General features: G+C 55.6%; 14 protein-coding genes and 1 tRNA gene. 10 read left to right on the forward strand and 5 right to left on the reverse strand.

All coding sequences use genetic code 11. The annotated features are described in order from the left end of the window. Positions 1–26: 26 nt before the first annotated feature. Complete coding sequence (gene ligB / locus ACOTX1_RS11205) at positions 27–1697, reverse strand: NAD-dependent DNA ligase LigB (protein WP_023315157.1); 1671 nt, start codon at positions 1695–1697, stop codon at positions 27–29. Positions 1698–1947: 250 nt separating this feature from the next. Between ligB and gmk the strand changes: the two genes are divergently transcribed. Genes gmk through recG form a run of 5 tightly spaced genes read left to right on the forward strand, consistent with a single transcriptional unit; the run spans position 1948 to position 7814 of the window. Next, complete coding sequence (gmk, locus tag ACOTX1_RS11210; protein ID WP_006177710.1) at positions 1948–2571, forward strand: guanylate kinase; 624 nt, start codon at positions 1948–1950, stop codon at positions 2569–2571. Positions 2572–2625: 54 nt separating this feature from the next. Beyond that, the gene (rpoZ, locus tag ACOTX1_RS11215) at positions 2626–2901 is read left to right on the forward strand and encodes a DNA-directed RNA polymerase subunit omega (RefSeq protein ID WP_000135058.1); all 276 of its coding nucleotides are present in this window, start codon (positions 2626–2628) and stop codon (positions 2899–2901) included. Between the two features lie 19 nt (positions 2902–2920). Beyond that, positions 2921–5035, forward strand: coding sequence for a bifunctional GTP diphosphokinase/guanosine-3',5'-bis pyrophosphate 3'-pyrophosphohydrolase (spoT, locus tag ACOTX1_RS11220; protein WP_003860921.1), 2115 nt, complete (start codon positions 2921–2923; stop codon positions 5033–5035). Between the two features lie 4 nt (positions 5036–5039). Beyond that, complete coding sequence (gene trmH, locus ACOTX1_RS11225) at positions 5040–5729, forward strand: tRNA (guanosine(18)-2'-O)-methyltransferase TrmH (protein ID WP_003860922.1); 690 nt, start codon at positions 5040–5042, stop codon at positions 5727–5729. 3 nt (positions 5730–5732) lie between these two features. After that, positions 5733–7814 carry an ATP-dependent DNA helicase RecG gene (gene recG, locus ACOTX1_RS11230; RefSeq protein WP_015570052.1) on the forward strand — a complete coding sequence of 694 codons (2082 nt, stop codon included), beginning with the start codon at positions 5733–5735 and terminating at the stop codon, positions 7812–7814. 3 nt (positions 7815–7817) lie between these two features. Here the strand turns inward: recG and gltS are convergent, their stop codons facing one another. Beyond that, on the reverse strand, positions 7818–9020 hold the full coding sequence (gltS, locus tag ACOTX1_RS11235; RefSeq protein ID WP_023315156.1) for a sodium/glutamate symporter: 1203 nt from the start codon (positions 9018–9020) through the stop codon (positions 7818–7820). Between the two features lie 225 nt (positions 9021–9245). Between gltS and xanP the strand changes: the two genes are divergently transcribed. Then, positions 9246–10637 (forward strand): xanthine/proton symporter XanP, encoded by a 1392-nt coding sequence (gene xanP, locus ACOTX1_RS11240; RefSeq protein ID WP_023315155.1) that lies wholly within the window; start codon positions 9246–9248, stop codon positions 10635–10637. A gap of 118 nt (positions 10638–10755) precedes the next feature. Continuing rightward, a complete protein-coding gene (locus tag ACOTX1_RS11245) occupies positions 10756–12450 on the forward strand; it encodes an AsmA family protein (RefSeq protein ID WP_023315154.1) in 1695 nt (564 codons plus the stop codon). 84 nt (positions 12451–12534) lie between these two features. Here the strand turns inward: ACOTX1_RS11245 and yicI are convergent, their stop codons facing one another. After that, on the reverse strand, positions 12535–14853 hold the full coding sequence (yicI, locus tag ACOTX1_RS11250; protein ID WP_023315153.1) for an alpha-xylosidase: 2319 nt from the start codon (positions 14851–14853) through the stop codon (positions 12535–12537). A gap of 12 nt (positions 14854–14865) precedes the next feature. After that, a complete protein-coding gene (locus ACOTX1_RS11255) occupies positions 14866–16257 on the reverse strand; it encodes a glycoside-pentoside-hexuronide family transporter (RefSeq protein ID WP_023315152.1) in 1392 nt (463 codons plus the stop codon). Positions 16258–16544: 287 nt separating this feature from the next. Here ACOTX1_RS11255 and ACOTX1_RS11260 point away from each other — a divergent pair. The 3 genes from ACOTX1_RS11260 to ACOTX1_RS11270 all read left to right on the forward strand — a co-directional run bounded on the left by ACOTX1_RS11260 (position 16545) and on the right by ACOTX1_RS11270 (position 18361). Beyond that, positions 16545–16639, forward strand: a tRNA-Sec gene (locus ACOTX1_RS11260). 272 nt (positions 16640–16911) lie between these two features. Next, entirely contained in the window at positions 16912–17472 is a 561-nt protein-coding gene (locus ACOTX1_RS11265; protein ID WP_023315130.1) for a TIR domain-containing protein, read from the forward strand. 52 nt (positions 17473–17524) lie between these two features. Continuing rightward, positions 17525–18361, forward strand: a complete 837-nt coding sequence (locus ACOTX1_RS11270) for a macro domain-containing protein (protein ID WP_023315129.1) — start codon at positions 17525–17527, stop codon at positions 18359–18361. A 13-nt stretch (positions 18362–18374) separates the two neighbouring features. Here the strand turns inward: ACOTX1_RS11270 and ACOTX1_RS11275 are convergent, their stop codons facing one another. Further along, positions 18375–18566, reverse strand: a complete 192-nt coding sequence (locus tag ACOTX1_RS11275; protein ID WP_032634623.1) for a toxin-antitoxin system HicB family antitoxin — start codon at positions 18564–18566, stop codon at positions 18375–18377. Positions 18567–18593: the final 27 nt, after the last annotated feature.

An 18593-nucleotide genomic window follows, 5' to 3' on the forward strand; every position in this document is an offset into this window, starting at 1 on the left:
CCAGTCTGTTCAGGAGCGCACGCAGATTAAAATCCACCGATGTGCTCTGCGGCCAGCCACTTTGCCAGGGCATCAATCTGAGGCTGATGCAGCCAGTTTACGATCTGGCGGGCTTTCTCCTGCCCGACACCCGGTAGCATCCGCCACTCCGCTTCGCTTCGCTGAATCAGCGCCTGCCAGGTGCGATCCCCTGCCGCCTTGAGCGTCGACCGGGCCAGCGGTATTCCCATCGCGGTGATCCAGCGGATAAAAGGACGCTCCCGCGCCAGGTTAAACTGATGCCACAGCGCAGCGCCATGCGATGCCGATATCCCCGGCGTCGCGGTGAGCTGCGCCTGCGTGAGCTGTAGCCAGGAGAAGAGGTGCTCAAACCGATGCGCCTGATAGAGGGTCCGCCATCCTGATTCGCCCATACCTTCGATATCTAACGCCTGCCTGGAACTTAGCCACGTCAGCCGGGCAAAAAATTGCTCCATGCACTCCGGGGAGGCATAGAAACAGGTTAAGCCGTTATAGCGCGATGAGGGCGGCTGCGGTTTACGGCGATCCACATTGCGCCACACCACGTTATCCAGCCGGGGAATACCTTGTCCCGCCAGGCTTACCAGCACCTGATCGCCGGGGGCAATATCCAGCCTCTGCCAGCGGTTAACTGACCCTAAGCTGACGCGCTGTACGCGTTTATCGTCGAGCATCAGCGGCTCAAGCTGCGCAATCGCGGTGATCCGCCCGGTACGGCCAACGGTAAAGTGAATCGCTTTGACTTCAGTCACCTGGGCCACAGGAAGGTATTTCCATGCGACGACCCAACTTCCTTCCCCCGGCAGCCACTCCTCGCCCGGCGGCTCTGCCGAGGCGCGGACCACGATGCCATCCGTGGCGAAGGGCAACGAAGCCTTAAACCAGGCCGTCCGCTGCGCTTCCACGTCAGCCGCGTTTTTAACCGGCAGGGTATATCGCGCCGTCAGGGTAAAACCAGCCTCCGCCAGCGCGGAAAGGCGTGCTTTCATCACTTTTGGGCCGTTCGGCCAGGCCCAGATAAAAATGCCTGTCTGCTTCAGCGCTGCGCGATCGGTCGCGCGCATCATCGCCCCCGCTACCTTCGCACGCGCGTTCATCCCCCCCATCCGCTGCTGGATATGCCCCTCGCGCAGCAGAAAAAGTTCCCCCTGCAACACACTGTTGGCAAGCGGCCCGGCCAGCGTTTGCGGAATAGCGGGGATCATTCGCGCCTGTGCCGTCCACTCTTCCCCCTGTAAGCCGTCGCCCCGGCTGATCGCCTGCGCCAGCTTGCCGTTTTTGTAGACCAGGGTGACCGCAACACCATCCACCTTTGGCTGTACCCAGAGATCCTGCTGCGTCGCCATCCAGCGGCTAAGCGCCTGCTTGCTTTCTACCTTATGCACGCCGGTATGGGCGAAGGGATGCTTCACCGTCCCGCTGGCGGCAGGAGGATCGTCATGCAGCGGCTCATCGTGAAAACAGCGCAGCCACTGTTTTAAGCGGGCGTTAAGCCTGTCGTAAACGTCGTCGCTTACCTCGCTGCTGCCCTGCTTCCAGTAATCTTCATTCCAGCGGGTCAGCTGCGCCTTCAGGGCCGCGATCTCCTGCCCGGCTTTAGCCGGTGACCAGACCGGGCAGATAGCCATCGCCCCGCTGCTTAAGAAGATCATCAGTATGCTTATCCATTTCACCATTATTACCCCTCCCTGTTTTGCGAAGGGTATACCCTGCCCGGGAGCCGCAGACCAGCTGCAAAAATGCATTTTACGAGCGCGCTTCAGCGCATTGTTTTTGTTGCAGCAAAAGGAAGGTAAAAGCTGAAAACGGCACGCAAAATTTAATCATCCGGGGGAAAAAGTGTGACAAAGGCTACGTCACACAGCGGCGACGTGTATAATAAGCCCGTATGTAGGACTTCTTCGTTAACACATACAAAAGACTCTCATGGCTCAAGGCACGCTTTATATTGTTTCTGCCCCTAGTGGCGCGGGTAAATCCAGCCTTATTCAGGCACTGTTAAAAACCCAACCGTTGTACGATACGCAGGTTTCTGTTTCTCACACCACGCGAGCACCGCGTCCGGGTGAAGTGCACGGTGAACACTATTTCTTTGTGAATCACGACGAATTCAGAGCGATGATTGGCAGAGACGCGTTTCTTGAACACGCAGAAGTATTCGGTAACTACTACGGTACTTCTCGTGAAACCATTGAGCAGGTTCTGGCGACCGGCGTGAACGTGTTCCTGGATATCGACTGGCAGGGCGCGCAGCAAATTCGTAAGAAAATGCCGGATTCGCGCAGTATCTTTATTTTACCGCCATCGAAAGATGAACTGGATCGCCGCCTGCGTGGTCGCGGCCAGGACAGCGAAGAAGTTATCGCGAAGCGTATGGCGCAGGCTGTTGCAGAAATGAGCCATTACGCGGAATATGATTACCTTATTGTGAATGATGATTTTGATGCCGCGCTGAGCGATCTCAAAACTATCCTTCGCGCAGAACGCCTGCGTATGAGCCGCCAGAAGCAGCGACATGACGCATTAATCACCAAACTGTTGGCAGACTGAACCCACTTTCAGTATCATGCCCAGTCATTTCTTCACCTGTGGAGCATTTTAAGTATGGCACGCGTAACTGTTCAGGACGCTGTAGAGAAAATTGGTAACCGTTTTGACCTGGTGCTGGTCGCCGCGCGTCGCGCTCGTCAGATGCAGGTAGGCGGTAAAGATCCGCTGGTACCGGAAGAAAACGATAAAACCACCGTTATTGCACTTCGCGAAATCGAAGAAGGTCTGATCAACAACCAGATCCTCGACGTGCGTGAGCGCCAGGAGCAGCAAGAGCAGGAAGCCGCTGAATTACAAGCTGTTACCGCTATTGCTGAAGGTCGTCGTTAATTAAACCTGCGGGTCGCCCTTGTATCTGTTTGAAAGCCTGAATCAACTGATTCAAACCTACCTGCCTGAAGACCAGATTAAGCGTCTTCAGCAGGCGTATCTCGTTGCACGTGACGCTCACGAGGGCCAGACACGTTCAAGCGGTGAACCCTATATCACGCACCCGGTAGCGGTGGCCTGTATTCTGGCCGAGATGAAACTCGACTACGAAACGCTGATGGCCGCCCTGCTGCATGACGTGATTGAAGATACCCCTGCCACCTACCAGGACATGGAACAGCTGTTTGGCAAAAGCGTTGCCGAGCTGGTGGAAGGGGTCTCTAAGCTTGATAAGCTGAAATTCCGCGACAAGAAAGAGGCGCAGGCCGAAAACTTCCGCAAGATGATCATGGCGATGGTGCAGGATATCCGCGTCATCCTCATCAAACTCGCTGACCGCACCCACAATATGCGCACGCTGGGCTCACTTCGCCCGGATAAACGTCGCCGCATCGCCCGTGAAACCCTCGAAATCTACAGTCCGCTGGCGCACCGTTTAGGTATTCATCACATTAAAACCGAGCTGGAAGAGTTGGGTTTTGAGGCGTTGTACCCGAACCGCTATCGCGTGATTAAAGAGGTGGTGAAAGCCGCTCGCGGTAACCGTAAAGAGATGATTCAAAAGATCCTCTCTGAAATCGAAGGGCGTTTGCAGGAAGCGGGCATTCCGTGCCGCGTGAGCGGTCGCGAAAAGCATTTGTACTCTATCTACTGCAAAATGGTGCTCAAAGAGCAGCGTTTTCACTCGATCATGGATATCTACGCATTCCGCGTGATCGTCCACGACTCGGACACCTGCTACCGCGTGCTGGGGCAGATGCACAGCCTGTACAAGCCACGCCCGGGGCGCGTCAAAGATTACATCGCCATTCCAAAAGCGAACGGATACCAGTCTTTGCACACCTCGATGATTGGCCCGCACGGCGTTCCGGTTGAGGTGCAAATTCGTACCGAAGACATGGATCAGATGGCGGAAATGGGTGTCGCGGCACACTGGGCCTATAAAGAGCACGGTGGTGAAAGCAGCACCACCGCGCAAATCCGCGCCCAGCGCTGGATGCAGAGCCTGCTGGAGCTGCAACAGAGCGCAGGTAGCTCGTTTGAATTTATCGAGAGCGTTAAATCCGATCTCTTCCCGGATGAGATTTACGTTTTCACGCCGGAAGGGCGCATTGTCGAACTGCCTGCGGGCGCGACACCGGTCGACTTCGCTTACGCCGTGCATACCGATATCGGCCACGCCTGCGTAGGTGCCCGCGTCGACAGGCAGCCTTATCCGCTGTCGCAGCCGCTTTTCAGCGGACAGACGGTGGAGATCATTACCGCGCCGGGGGCACGTCCTAACGCCGCCTGGCTGAACTTTGTCGTGAGCTCAAAAGCGCGCGCAAAAATCCGCCAGCTGCTGAAAAACCTTAAGCGCGACGACTCCGTTAGCCTGGGGCGTCGTCTGCTCAATCACGCGCTGGGTGGCAGCCGCAAACTGGCAGAGATCCCGCCAGAAAACATTCAGCATGAGCTGGAGCGTATGAAGCTCGCCTCGCTGGATGACCTGCTGGCAGAGATTGGTCTCGGCAACGCCATGAGCGTGGTCGTGGCGAAGAATCTGCAACAAGGCGAAACGACAGCCGTTCCTGCCACCACGCAAAATCATGGTCACCTGCCGATCAAAGGCGCTGACGGTGTGCTCATCACCTTCGCCAAATGCTGCCGTCCTATCCCGGGCGACCCGATTATTGCGCACGTCAGCCCGGGTAAAGGGCTGGTGATCCACCACGAATCCTGCCGTAACATCCGTGGCTATCAGAAAGAGCCTGAGAAGTTCATGGCGGTCGAGTGGGATAAAGAGACGGCGCAGGAATTTATCACTGAAATCAAGGTGGATATGTTCAACCACCAGGGTGCACTGGCGAACCTGACGGCAGCGATTAACACGGCCTCGTCCAACATTCAAAGCCTGAATACGGAAGAAAAAGATGGCCGCGTTTACAGCGCCTTTATTCGCCTGACCGCCCGTGACCGCGTGCATCTGGCAAATATTATGCGCAAGATCCGCGTGATGCCGGATGTCATTAAAGTCACCCGTAACCGAAACTAGCATTATGAATTCAAAACGTTACGAGCGAATCTGCGAAATGCTCGCCAGGCGTCAGCCTGATCTGACGGTCTGCATGGAGCAGGTCCATAAACCTCATAACGTCTCTGCTATCGTCCGCACCGCAGATGCCGTCGGCGTGCATGAAGTCCACGCCGTCTGGCCAGGCGCACGTATGCGTACCATGGCCTCCACCGCCGCAGGCAGCAACAGCTGGGTATCCGTGAAAACTCACCAGACTATTGGTGAAGCGGTCTCGCACCTAAAAGGGCGTGGCATGCAGGTTCTGGCAACCAACCTCTCTGCTAAAGCCGTGGATTTCCGTGAGATCGACTACACCCGTCCGACCTGTATTTTAATGGGCCAGGAGAAAACGGGGATCACGCAGGAAGCACTGGATTTGGCCGATCGGGACATCATCATTCCGATGATTGGCATGGTCCAGTCACTCAACGTGTCGGTCGCCTCAGCGCTGATCCTGTATGAAGCGCAGCGCCAGCGTCAGAATGCCGGAATGTACGAGCGCAGCAACAGCATGCTGCCGGAAGAGGAGCAGCAGCGCCTGCTGTTTGAAGGTGGCTATCCGGTGCTGGCTCGCGTTGCGAAGCAGAAGAAATTGCCTTACCCCCACGTCAACGCGCAGGGCGAAATTGAAGCCGATGCCGAGTGGTGGTCCACCATGCAGTACGCGGGATAAATCATGAAAGGCCGCCTGCTGGACGCTATACCGCTCAACAGCCTGACGGGCGTGGGCGCGGCACAAAGCAGTAAACTGGCGAAGATTGGCCTGCACACCGTGCAGGATCTCCTGCTCCACCTCCCCCTGCGTTACGAAGACCGTACTCAGCTTTATAAAATTGGCGATCTGCTGCCCGCTATTTACGCCACCGTTGAAGGGGAAGTGCTGAACTGCAACATCACCTTTGGCGGACGCAGGATGATGACCTGCCAGATCAGCGACGGCACCGGTATTCTTACCATGCGCTTTTTCAACTTCAATGCGGCAATGAAAAACAGCCTTGCCACTGGACGACGCGTACTTGCGTACGGTGAAGCCAAACGGGGCAAATACGGCGCGGAGATGATCCACCCGGAATACCGCGTGCAGGGCGATCTCAGCTCACCTGAGCTACAGGAGACGCTCACGCCGGTCTATCCAACCACTGAAGGCATTAAGCAGGCTACGCTGCGCAAGCTCACCGACCAGGCGCTGGAGCTGCTCGATACCTGCGCCATTAACGAGCTGCTGCCGCCGGAGCTGGCGCAGGGCATGATGAGCCTGCCAGAGGCGTTGCGCACCCTGCACCGCCCACCGCCAACGCTTCAGCTTGTTGATTTAGAGAGCGGTAAACACCCCGCCCAACGGCGTCTTATCCTTGAGGAATTACTGGCTCACAACCTGAGCATGCTGGCCCTGCGCGCAGGTGCGCAGCGTTTCCACGCGCAGCCATTAAGCCAGCGTGATGAGCTCAAAGATAAGCTGCTGGCCTCACTGCCGTTTAAACCCACCGGCGCCCAGGCGCGGGTGACCGCCGAGATCGAACGCGATATGGCGCTGGATGTGCCGATGATGCGCCTGGTGCAGGGCGATGTGGGTTCCGGTAAAACGCTGGTCGCCGCGCTGGCCGCTTTGCGCGCTATCGCCCACGGCAAGCAGGTGGCGCTGATGGCACCGACGGAACTGCTGGCCGAGCAGCACGCCAACAATTTCCGTAACTGGTTTGCCCCGCTGGGAATTGAAGTGGGCTGGCTGGCCGGGAAGCAGAAGGGCAAAGCGCGCCTTGCGCAGCAGGAGGCGATAGCCAGCGGGCAGGTGCAGATGATTGTCGGCACGCACGCCATTTTCCAGGAACAGGTGCAGTTTAACGGCCTGGCGCTGGTGATTATCGACGAACAGCACCGCTTTGGTGTTCATCAGCGTCTGGCGTTGTGGGAGAAAGGTCTGCAACAGGGCTTCCACCCGCATCAGCTGATCATGACCGCCACGCCGATTCCGCGCACCCTGGCGATGACGGCCTATGCCGATCTGGATACCTCCACCATCGACGAACTCCCCCCGGGTCGTACGCCGGTGACAACGGTCGCCATTCCGGACACGCGCCGCAGCGACATCATTGACCGCGTGCGCAACGCCTGCACCCACGAAGGACGTCAGGCTTACTGGGTCTGTACCCTGATTGAAGAGTCTGAGCTGCTGGAAGCGCAGGCTGCCGAAGCCACATGGGAAGAGTTAAAGCTCGCCCTGCCGGAGCTGAACGTCGGTCTGGTTCACGGGCGCATGAAGCCTGCCGAAAAGCAGGCGGTGATGCAGTCGTTCAAACAGGGTGAACTGCATTTACTCGTTGCGACCACGGTTATCGAAGTGGGCGTGGACGTGCCGAACTCCAGCCTGATGATTATTGAGAACCCGGAGCGCCTGGGCCTGGCGCAGCTCCACCAGCTACGAGGCCGCGTGGGCCGTGGCGCGATCGCCTCTCACTGCGTGCTGCTCTACAAAGCCCCGCTGTCGAAAACCGCGCAGATGCGTTTGCAGGTATTACGCGACAGCAATGACGGCTTCGTCATTGCGCAAAAAGATCTGGAGATCCGCGGCCCGGGTGAACTGCTGGGCACGCGTCAGACGGGTAACGCCGAATTTAAAGTGGCGGATTTGTTGCGCGATCAGGCCATGATCCCCGAAGTACAACGCCTTGCGCGTCATATTCATGAACGCTACCCCGAACAGGCGGCAGCGTTAATTGAACGCTGGATGCCGGAAACCGAGCGGTATTCCAACGCCTGACGATCAGCCAAACATCGGCAGCATCAGGTAGAGCTTAATGACCAGCGCGTTGACGATATCAATGAAGAATGCCCCCACCATCGGCACCACCAGAAACGCCATGTGCGACGGACCGAACCGTTCAGTGATCGCCTGCATGTTTGCGATGGCCGTTGGCGTTGCCCCCAGTCCAAACCCACAGTGGCCCGCTGCCAGTACCGCCGCATCATAGTTTTTGCCCATCATGCGCCAGGTAACAAAGATGGCATACAGCGCCATAAACACGGCCTGTACCGCCAGGATCGCCACCATCGGCAGCGCCAGCGAGGCCAGTTCCCACAGTTTGAGGCTCATCAGCGCCATCGCCAGGAACAGCGACAGGCTGACGTTCCCCAGCACGGACACTGCGCGCTCAAAGACGCGGTAGAAGCCCATCTGCGCCAGACCGTTGCTCAGGATCACCCCGATAAACAGCACGCAGACAAAGGTTGGCAGTTCGAAAGCCGTTCCCGCCAGCCATTGCGCAACGATTTTGCCCACGGTGAGGCAGATAGCAATCATGGCGATGGTTTCAATCATCACCAGCGAGGTGATGCTGCGGCCAACGTCCGGTTTTTCAAACGCGGTCGGCACCATTTCATCGTCTGGCCTGCCTTCCGGCGTGGTGGAGTGTTTCACAAGATAGCGCGCCACCGGGCCACCAATCAGGCCGCCAAGCACCAGACCAAAGGTCGCGCAGGCCATCGCCACTTCCGTTGCGTTTTCAAAGCCATAGCGTTCGATGAACAGCTTGCTCCACGCCGCGCCCGTTCCGTGGCCGCCTGAGAGGGTAATCGACCCCGCCAGCAGACCCATCAGCGGATCCAGCCCCAGCAATGACGCCATACCGATGCCGATGGCGTTTTGCATCAGAAGCAGGCCCACCACAACAATCAGAAACACGCCCAGCACCTTGCCACCCGAACGCAGGCTTGCGAGGTTAGCGTTCAGGCCGATAGTGGCAAAGAAGGCCAGCATCAACGGATCTTTCAGGGACATATCAAAATCGATTTCCCAGCCCATACTTTTTTTCAGTATCAGCAGGGCCAGCGCCACCAGCAAACCACCGGCGACGGGTTCAGGAATGGTGTACTTTTTCAGAAAGGAAACACTGTGTACCAGCTTGCGACCAAGCAGAAGAACCAGCGTTGCGGCAACAAGGGTCGACAACGTATCGAGATGAATCATAAAAGGCTCCTGTTATGCGCGTATTCCATACACACGCGGCGTTATCCTGGGCCGGGTGATGCTCGTCATGAGCCGCCGGCGCGAAAAGTGTAATTTTTTTTTGCTGTTCGTTGTAGAAAAGCTGCTCACACCGGCAGATTTTCTCTCTTTTTTTTGCTGGCAATCGTTTGCTTTTACCAGGTGGTCAGCTAAAATGCCCGCTTTTCCACCGTGGGATTGCCGCCGATGTCTGTTAACACTCTGGAGTCTGCTAATGCGCAACCGATTGCGCAGAAGCAAAACAGCGAACTGATTTACCGCCTTGAAGATCGTCCCCCGCTGCCTCAAACCCTGTTTGCCGCCTGCCAGCACCTGCTGGCGATGTTCGTTGCGGTCATCACGCCGGCTCTGCTGATTTGCCAGGCGCTAGGGTTACCGGCGCAGGATACGCAACACATCATCAGTATGTCTCTGTTCGCTTCCGGCGTGGCCTCCATCATTCAAATTAAAGCCTGGGGTCCGGTGGGTTCAGGTTTGCTGTCGATTCAGGGCACCAGCTTTAACTTTGTGGCTCCGCTGATCATGGGCGGTACGGCACTGAAAACCGGCGGCGCAGATGTCCCGACGATGATGGCGGCGCTTTTCGGCACCCTGATGCTGGCAAGCTGCACAGAGATGTTCATCTCCCGCGTTCTGCACCTGGCGCGCCGGGTGATTACCCCGCTGGTCTCCGGCGTGGTGGTGATGATTATCGGCCTGTCGCTGATTCAGGTGGGTCTGACCTCCATCGGGGGCGGCTACGCGGCAATGAGCGACCATACCTTCGGCGCGCCGAAAAACCTGCTGCTGGCAGGCGTGGTGCTGGCGATCATTATTCTGCTTAACCGCCAGCGTAACCCGTACCTGCGCGTGGCATCGCTGGTGATCGCCATGGCGGCCGGTTACCTGCTGGCGTGGGCGCTGGGTATGCTCCCGGAAAACACCACCCCACCCAACAGCGCGTTGATTACCGTGCCAACGCCGCTCTACTATGGCCTGGGCATTGACTGGAGTCTGCTCCTGCCGCTGATGCTGGTCTTTATGATTACCTCGCTGGAAACCATTGGCGATATCACCGCCACCTCCGACGTGTCCGAGCAGCCGGTCTCCGGCCCGCTGTACATGAAACGTCTTAAAGGCGGCGTGCTGGCGAACGGACTGAACTCGTTTGTCTCGGCGGTGTTCAACACCTTCCCGAACTCCTGCTTCGGCCAGAACAACGGCGTGATCCAGCTGACCGGCGTGGCCAGCCGCTACGTGGGCTTCGTGGTGGCGCTGATGCTCGTGGTCCTCGGCCTGTTCCCGGCGGTAAGCGGATTTGTACAGCACATTCCCGAGCCGGTGCTGGGCGGCGCGACGCTGGTCATGTTCGGTACTATCGCGGCCTCCGGCGTGCGTATCGTCTCCCGCGAGCCGCTGAACCGCCGCGCAATCATGATTATTGCGCTGTCTCTCGCCGTAGGGCTTGGCGTCTCCCAGCAGCCGATGATTTTGCAGTTTGCCCCGGACTGGGTGAAAAACCTGCTCTCTTCCGGCATCGCCGCGGGCGGTATTACCGCTATCGTGCTGAATCTCATTTTCCCGCCTGAAAAGAACTGATCCCCACACGGCAGGCTGTCAATGCCTGCCGTGACATCTCTTTACACCATTCCCGCCTTGAGCATTGCGCATAATTCGTGCATAACACCCTTATGTGCGTTTCGCGGGAGGGAAGACCATGAAATTTATTGGAAAGCTGCTTATCTATCTTCTGGTAGCCCTGCTCATTGTAGTGCTAGCCTTTTATTTTCTGCTCCAGACCCGCTGGGGCGCATCGCAGGTCAGCAGCTGGATCACGGTGAATACCGATTACGAGCTCAACTTTGACCTGATGGATCACCGCTTTTCATCCCCTTCTCACATCCTTCTGGAAAACGTTACCTTCGGACGAGATGGCAAACCGGCCACGCTGGTCGCTAAAAAAGTGGATATTGGCTTAAGCAGCCGCCAGATCACCGACCCGCTGCATATGGATGCCATCACCCTGTTCGATGGCACGCTGAATTTATCGCCGCAGACGGCGCCGCTGCCGTTCCAGGCCGACCGTCTGCAACTGAATAACATGGCCTTTAACAGCCCGAATACGGAGTGGGATCTCAGTGCGCAAAAGGTGACCGGCGGCGTCAGCCCGTGGCAGCCCGAGGCGGGGAACGTACTGGGGAAAAATGCGCAAATCCAGATGAGCGCCGGGTCGCTCACCCTCAACGGCATACCGGCCAACAACGTGCTGATTCAGGGACAACTCAACGGCAAAGAGGTGGCGCTGAATACCATCAGTGCCGATATGGCGCGCGGCTCGCTTACGGGCTCGGCTCTGCGTAATGCCGACGGTGGCTGGGTTATCAACACCCTGCGTCTGAATGAGATCCGCCTGCAAAGCGACAAATCGCTGCTGGATTTCTTCGCCCCTCTCTCCACCCTGCCTTCGTTACAGATTGGGCGGCTGGAAGTGACCGATGCCCGTCTACAGGGGCCAGACTGGGCGGTAACCGACCTCGATCTCAGCCTGCGTAACCTCACCCTGAGTAAAGGTGACTGGCAAAGCCAGGAGGGACGGTTATCCATGAACGCCAGCGAATTTATCTACGGCTCGCTGCATCTGTTTGACCCTATCCTGAATGCGGAATTCTCCCCGCAGGGCATTGCGCTGCGTCAGTTCACCTCCCGCTGGGAAGGGGGCATGGTGCGCACCTCCGGCAACTGGCTGCGCGAGGGTCAGGCGCTGGTGCTGGACGACGTTGCGATTGCCGGGCTGGAATATACGCTTCCGGAAAACTGGAAAACGCTGTGGATGGACCCGCTCCCGGCATGGCTGAACAGCGTGACGCTGAAAAAATTCGGCCTGAGCCGCAACCTGGTGATCGACATCGATCCGGCGTTCCCGTGGCAGATCACCTCCCTCGACGGTTATGGCGCTAATTTGCGGCTGGCGCAGGATCACAAGTGGGGCGTGTGGGGCGGTAACGCAACCCTCAACGGGGCGGCAGCGACCTTTAACCGCGTCGACGTGCGTCGCCCGTCGCTGGCGCTGAATGCCAACGCCGCAACGGTAAATATTACCGACCTGAGCGCCTTTACCGAGAAAGGGATCCTGGAAGCGACCGCCACCGTGTCACAGCTGCCACAGCGACAAACCACCGTGAGCCTGAACGGGCGCGGTGTACCACTCAACGTCTTGCAGCAGTGGGGCTGGCCAGCGCTGCCGATTACGGGCGACGGCAATATTCAGCTCACCGCCAGCGGCAGCGTGCAGGCGAATGCGCCGCTGAAGCCGACGGTGAACGGGAAGCTGAGCGCGGTGAATATGGATAAACAGCAGGTGCAACAGACGATGACGGGTGGTGTGGTGTCGACGGTGGCTCCGGCACAGTAAATAGCCGGGTGGCGGCTTCGCCTTACCCGGCCTACGATCTCATGTAGGCCCGGTAAGCTAAGCGCCACCGGGCATTTTTCCAGCTCAGAGGTGAACCACCACCTCATCCCCCTCGGCTTTCACCACCACACCCCACTCGCTGCCCGCATGTGAACCGCCTTTTACGCCGCCGACCTTCTGCACGTTGCGCAAGCACACCGACCAGTTTTGCGCATCTCCCGTGCCGGTAAAGGTCACGACGTCGCCCTGACGTGACGCCTTCAGCGTAAACAACACGGAACCGTCCGCCGCAGGCACTTCACTCACCGCCGTTGCGCCATCGCTCAGGTTGAAGAGCTGGAAGGCTGTCCCCTCATGCCACGCATAGTCCGGCTTCTGGTTATTATTGCCGAGCGCCAGCAGCGTGTTGTCGCGCACATAGACCGGCAGGCTCTGGAAATCGTGCTGCTGCTTATGCCAGCGGCTACCCTCGATTTCGTCGTTGTGCCACAGGTGCGTCCAGCGCCCTTCCGGCAGCCAGAACTGCACGTCGCCCGCCTCGGAGAACACCGGCGCCACCATCATTGAATCCCCCAGCATGTACTGACGGTCAAGATAGTCACACGCCGGATCGTCCGGGAACTCCAGCATCATCGCCCGCAGCATCGGCGTGCCGAACTCACGCGCCAGAGCCGCCTGACGATACAGGTACGGCATCAGCTGGCATTTCAGCTGCGTGAAGTGGCGCACCACGTCGCAGGACTCGTCATCGTACGCCCACGGCACGCGGTAGGATTTGCTGCCGTGCAGGCGGCTGTGGCTGGAGAACAGCCCGAACGCGCACCAGCGTTTGTAGACGTGCGCCGGAGCGGTGTTTTCGAACCCGCCGATATCGTGGCTCCAGAACCCGAAGCCGGACAGGCCAATCGACAGCCCGCCGCGCAGGCTTTCGGCCATCGATTCATAGTTGGCGTAGCAGTCGCCGCCCCAGTGTACCGGGAACTGTTGCGCACCCACGGACGCGGAGCGGGCAAACAGCACCGCCTCTTCTTCTCCCACCGTCTCTTTCAGCACGTTCCACACCAGCTCGTTATAGATGTAGGCGTAATGGTTGTGCATCTTCTGCGGATCGGAACCGTCGAACCACTGGACGTCCGTCGGGATACGCTCGCCGAAATCGGTCTTGAAGCAGTCGACTCCGATCTCCACCAGGCCTTTCAACTTGTCGGCGTACCACCGGCACGCGTCCGGGTTGGTGAAGTCGTAGATCGCCAGCCCCGGCTGCCATTTGTCCCACTGCCACAGGGAGCCGTCCGGGCGCTTCAGCAGGTAGCCCTTCTCTTTCAGCTCGCGGAAAATCGGGGATTTCTGGCCGATGTACGGGTTAATCCACACGCAGACCTTCAGCCCTTTCTCTTTCAGGCGGCGGATCATCCCTTCCGGATCGGGGAAGGTCACCGGGTCCCACTCGAAGTCGCACCACTGGAAGGCCTTCATCCAGAAGCAGTCGAAGTGGAAGACGTGCAGCGGCAGGTCGCGCCCGGCCATGCCGTCGATAAAGCTGTTCACCGTCGCTTCATCGTAGTTGGTGGTGAAGGAGGTGGTCAGCCACAGGCCGAACGACCACGCAGGCGGCAGCGCCGGACGGCCAGTGAAGCGGGTATAGCGGTTCAGCACTTCTTTCGGCGTCGGGCCGTCGATCACGAAGTACTCAAGATATTCGCCTTCCACGCTGAACTGCACCTTAGAGACTTTCTCGGAGCCCACTTCAAACGAGACGTTTTCCGGGTGATTCACCAGCACGCCGTAGCCGCGGTTGGTCAGATAGAACGGGATGTTTTTGTAGGACTGCTCGGTGCTGGTGCCGCCGTCGCGGTTCCAGGTCTCGACCGTCTGGCCGTTGCGCACCAGCGCGGTAAAGCGCTCGCCCAGACCGTAGACCGTTTCCCCCACGCCCAGATCCAGACGCTCAAAAACGTAATTGCGGTCGGTATTGCTGTCCTGCACGTAGCCGTTGTTTTTCAGCTGGCTGCCGGTAATGCGCTGGCCGTTGCGCAGGAAATCCAGCGCCCAAAACTCGCCTTTGGTGACGCGCACGCTGACGCTGCCGCTTTTCAGCTCGGCAAAATCGGCGTTGTTTTCGATCTCTACCTTCACGTCTTTCAGAACATTCAGCGGATAGTGCGGGCCGTTGTTTAGCGCGCCCTGGAAGTGCTCGATGCGCACCCCGACAATCCCTTCCTGCGGGGAAAACAGACGCACCGTGAACATCAACGTGTCGAGCTGCCAGGTGCGCTCACGCACGTCGCGCGGCGCAACATACACCACCAGGTCATTGCCCTGCTGCTCCACGTCGAACACCTGAACCGGACAGGTCACGTTCAGGCCCGGTTGAATAAGCCAGTTTCCATCACTGATTTTCATGCTTTCGTCCTCTTAATTCTGCAATTCTTTGCTGACCGGCAGGGTTTCAAATTCCTGCTGATTACGGCGCGCGCCCTGTGCCAGCTCGCCCAGGATTTTGGTCAGGAAGGGGGTTTTCAGCGTGTAGTAGCGTTTGGCGATGATGGCGCTCAGCACGTAGCAGACCGCCGGGGCCAGGGTAAACAGGCCGATAATGATGCTGATGGTCGCGCTGTTCTGGGTTTTGGCCGCCGCGTCGTAGCCGCCGCCTGCCAGCATCCAGCCGATCATCGCCCCGCCCAGCGCCAGGCCGAGCTTCAGCACGAACAGCGTGCCCGCAAAGCTGATGCCGGTCAGACGTTTGCCGTTGGTCCATTCGCCGTAGTCGACGGTATCGGACATCATTACCCACTGAATCGGCGTCACCAGCTGGTGCAGCACGCCGATAACGAAGATGAAGCCGAACATCAGCACGGTGGCATGCATCGGCACGAAGAACATCGCCACGCTGACCACCGCCAGCGCGGCGTTGGTCCACCAGAAGATGCTCACCTTGCACTTCCAGTCGGTGAGCGGTTTCGCCAGCGCGGAGCCGATCAGGTTACCGACGCAGTAGGTGGTGAGGAAGGCGACGAACACCTCCGGCGAGCCCATGATCCAGGTGCAGTAGTACATCATCGCGCCGCCGCGCACGCAGACGGCGAGGATGTTGAGGATGGTGAGCACGCCGACGATACGCCACTGGTCGTTTTGCCAGATGTCGCGCAGATCTTCACGCATGGAGGTGGTGCTCGGCGGCACCTGGATGCGCTCTTTGGTGGTGAAGAAGCAGAACGCCAGCATCAGGAACGCGACCACCGACAGCACGGCGATCCCGCCCTGGAAGCCGAACGCTTTATCGTCGCCGCCAATCAGGTTCACCAGCGGCATCATCAGCACCGTAGAGAGCATGCCGCCCGCCGTCGCCAGCACAAAGCGCCAGGACTGGAGGGAGATACGCTGCGTCGGGTCGTTGGTGATCACGCCGCCCAGCGCGCAGTACGGGATGTTGACCACGGTATAGAGCAGGGTCAGCAGCGTGTAGGTGATGGCGGCGTAAACCATTTTGCCGTTGAGGCTCAGGTCCGGCGTGGTATACGCCAGCACGCAGACGATGCCGAACGGGATAGCGCCAAACAAAATCCATGGACGGAACTTGCCCCAGCGGCTGCGGGTGCGGTCGGCAATCAGCCCCATGCACGGGTCGGAGATCGCATCCAGCGCGCGGGCCAGCAGGAACATGGTGCCGACAAACCCGGCGGGAATACCAAAAATATCGGTGTAGAAAAACATCATATAAAGCATAACGTTATCAAAAATGATATGGCTGGCGGCGTCTCCCATGCCGTAGCCAATCTTCTCTTTTACTGACAGTACTTCGCTCATATTTTTATCCTTCACGCTGTAGGGGGCGCTGAGACCGGTTACCGTTTTTTAAACCATTGTTTCAGGAGCGGGTATTGCGTTTTCTGGTTAAGAGATTACGTTTCTTGTTTTTTGTGATCGGGATAAAAGTTGATGAGCACGAAATGCTAACCTGAGGATTTTCTTAAGAATTAGCTGAAACAGGGGGATTCAGGTCAAAAGAGAGGTGAAAAAAGTGGTGTGGGGTATGTGGTAAATGCCTGAAAGTAGCTATAATGCGCCCCGCCTCCATGTAGCAATGCAGGCGCGGAAGATCGTCATCTCCGGTGAGGTGGCTGGACTTCAAATCCAGTTGGGGACGCCAGCGTTCCCGGGCAGGTTCGACTCCTGTGATCTTCCGCCAAAATCATTCTATTTTTCCTAATCTTGTTAATCCGTTCGGTTTATTAATTCCACTTACGTCTCTATGTTCCTTCTACTCTTAATGAAATTTAATATTTCCTATAATTGTTAAAAATGCACTATTTGTGCTCTTTTTTCACCTACCAGAATACAATATAAAATAAGCTTTGAAATTTTATTGGTAAAGGATTATTAATATCTATGCTCTGCTAACTGAACAGGACACGTAGCATTTAAAACAATCTGGTAACAGATTTAACATTAAGGTGAAATATGTCTCAGCAAAAAGGGAATTATTGTGCTTTTTATGTTTCTGAGCCTTTTAATCAGAGTTCATTAGGGGCACATGCAACTAAAGATTTTGTATATTATAATTTACTAAGATCATGGAAAGGTGCTGACGCCTCATTTCCATTTATTGATTCTCATAGCTCAACTTACAGTGTTCGGGATGGAAGTGATTGGGAAAAAACTCTTAAACCGAGATTACATCAAAGACTTAAAAATTCAAAAAACATAATTCTATTTTTAAGCTCTTCCACCATCAACTCAAGAGCGATAAGAGAAGAAGTTGATTATGCTATAAATGTTTTATCATTGCCTGTAATAGTAATATATCCAGAATTTGAAAATAAAGAAGATATACATGATGCTAATGGCTTCACGAAGAAAATAACTAATCTTTGGGATCTGCTTCCAATTTTCCGTGATTCTAAACACAAAGTTCCAGTAATGCACATTCCTCTAAAAAAGGAACTCGTACAATCAGCATTAAAAGATAAGGACTTCTTTTTAGGTAGCGCCGCTAAAAATATTGGATATTACTATAACTAATAACTTACCGCATTATGTTTTTATATAATGCGGTTTATTGGGACTCTTTATCATGAAGAAAGTAAAATTTTTCGATAGCAGAGTGAGAGATAAGTTCTCTAAGCATATATCAGCAATAAGTACACTCGCCTCTGTTTTATTAATTTTTTTTAATATACCGGAGAACAAAAAAATCATTTTATTCGCTGTTTTTTCGGCGTGTCTTTTTTTACTTTACTGCAAAATATGGTGGCACTTTAATAACCTTCAAGAGATTGAGTTGGATGTTGAAGGTAGTAAAGTTTCAATTAAGACTGGAGACTTATTTTTACAGCCCGGTTTGAAATGTATAGCATTTAACGAGTATTTTGATACCAAGGTTGACGAAAAAATCATATCATCAACATCTTTAAACGGCCAATATATTAATAAGTTCTTCCCTAACTCGGTTAATGAGTTAGACAAAATAATAACTGAGTATGAATTTGAAGAAGAAGAAAAAATAGGTATTAATAATGAGAGAAGAGTAGGGAAAAAAGTAAAGTACTCTTTAGGAACAACTTGCGTTATTGATGATTATTTACTTACTGCCTTCAGCCATTTTGATAAAAACAATAAAGCATATCTTTCTATGCCAGATTATTTATCTTTTTTAATAACCTTCTGGGATAAAGTAAATAAAGTATATGCTCAAAGGAATGTATCTGTTCCTATCTTTGGTTCAGGAATCACACGAATAAAAGAGCATAAGAACATTAGTGATGAAGAACTTTTGAAGATCATGCTTTGGACATTCAGAATAAGTGAAATGAGATTTAAATATCCAGCTAAACTTTCTATTATTATAAATTATGACAAGATAAAAACCATCAATTTATTAGATATCAAATCTGCACGAAATGGAATTTAATTACAGCTCGATATTATCCCTTTGGTTTGACACCTCGGGCGACTAGCGCCTCCCTCGCCAGTTCCTTCAACCAGCTGGCGAGACTCACTCCTTCCTCAGCCGCCACAGCATCCAACTGTTCCTTCAATGCCGGATCAATACGCATCTTAAACTGCGGAGACTGCCCGCCGCCTTTTGGTTTTTTTTCGCGCGATATGATTGACATGAGGCCACCTATCCATCTACTCTGATA

This window comes from Enterobacter cloacae complex sp. IR5401 (assembly GCF_049238425.1).
GTDB classification, from domain to species: Bacteria; Pseudomonadota; Gammaproteobacteria; order Enterobacterales; family Enterobacteriaceae; genus Enterobacter; species Enterobacter hormaechei_C.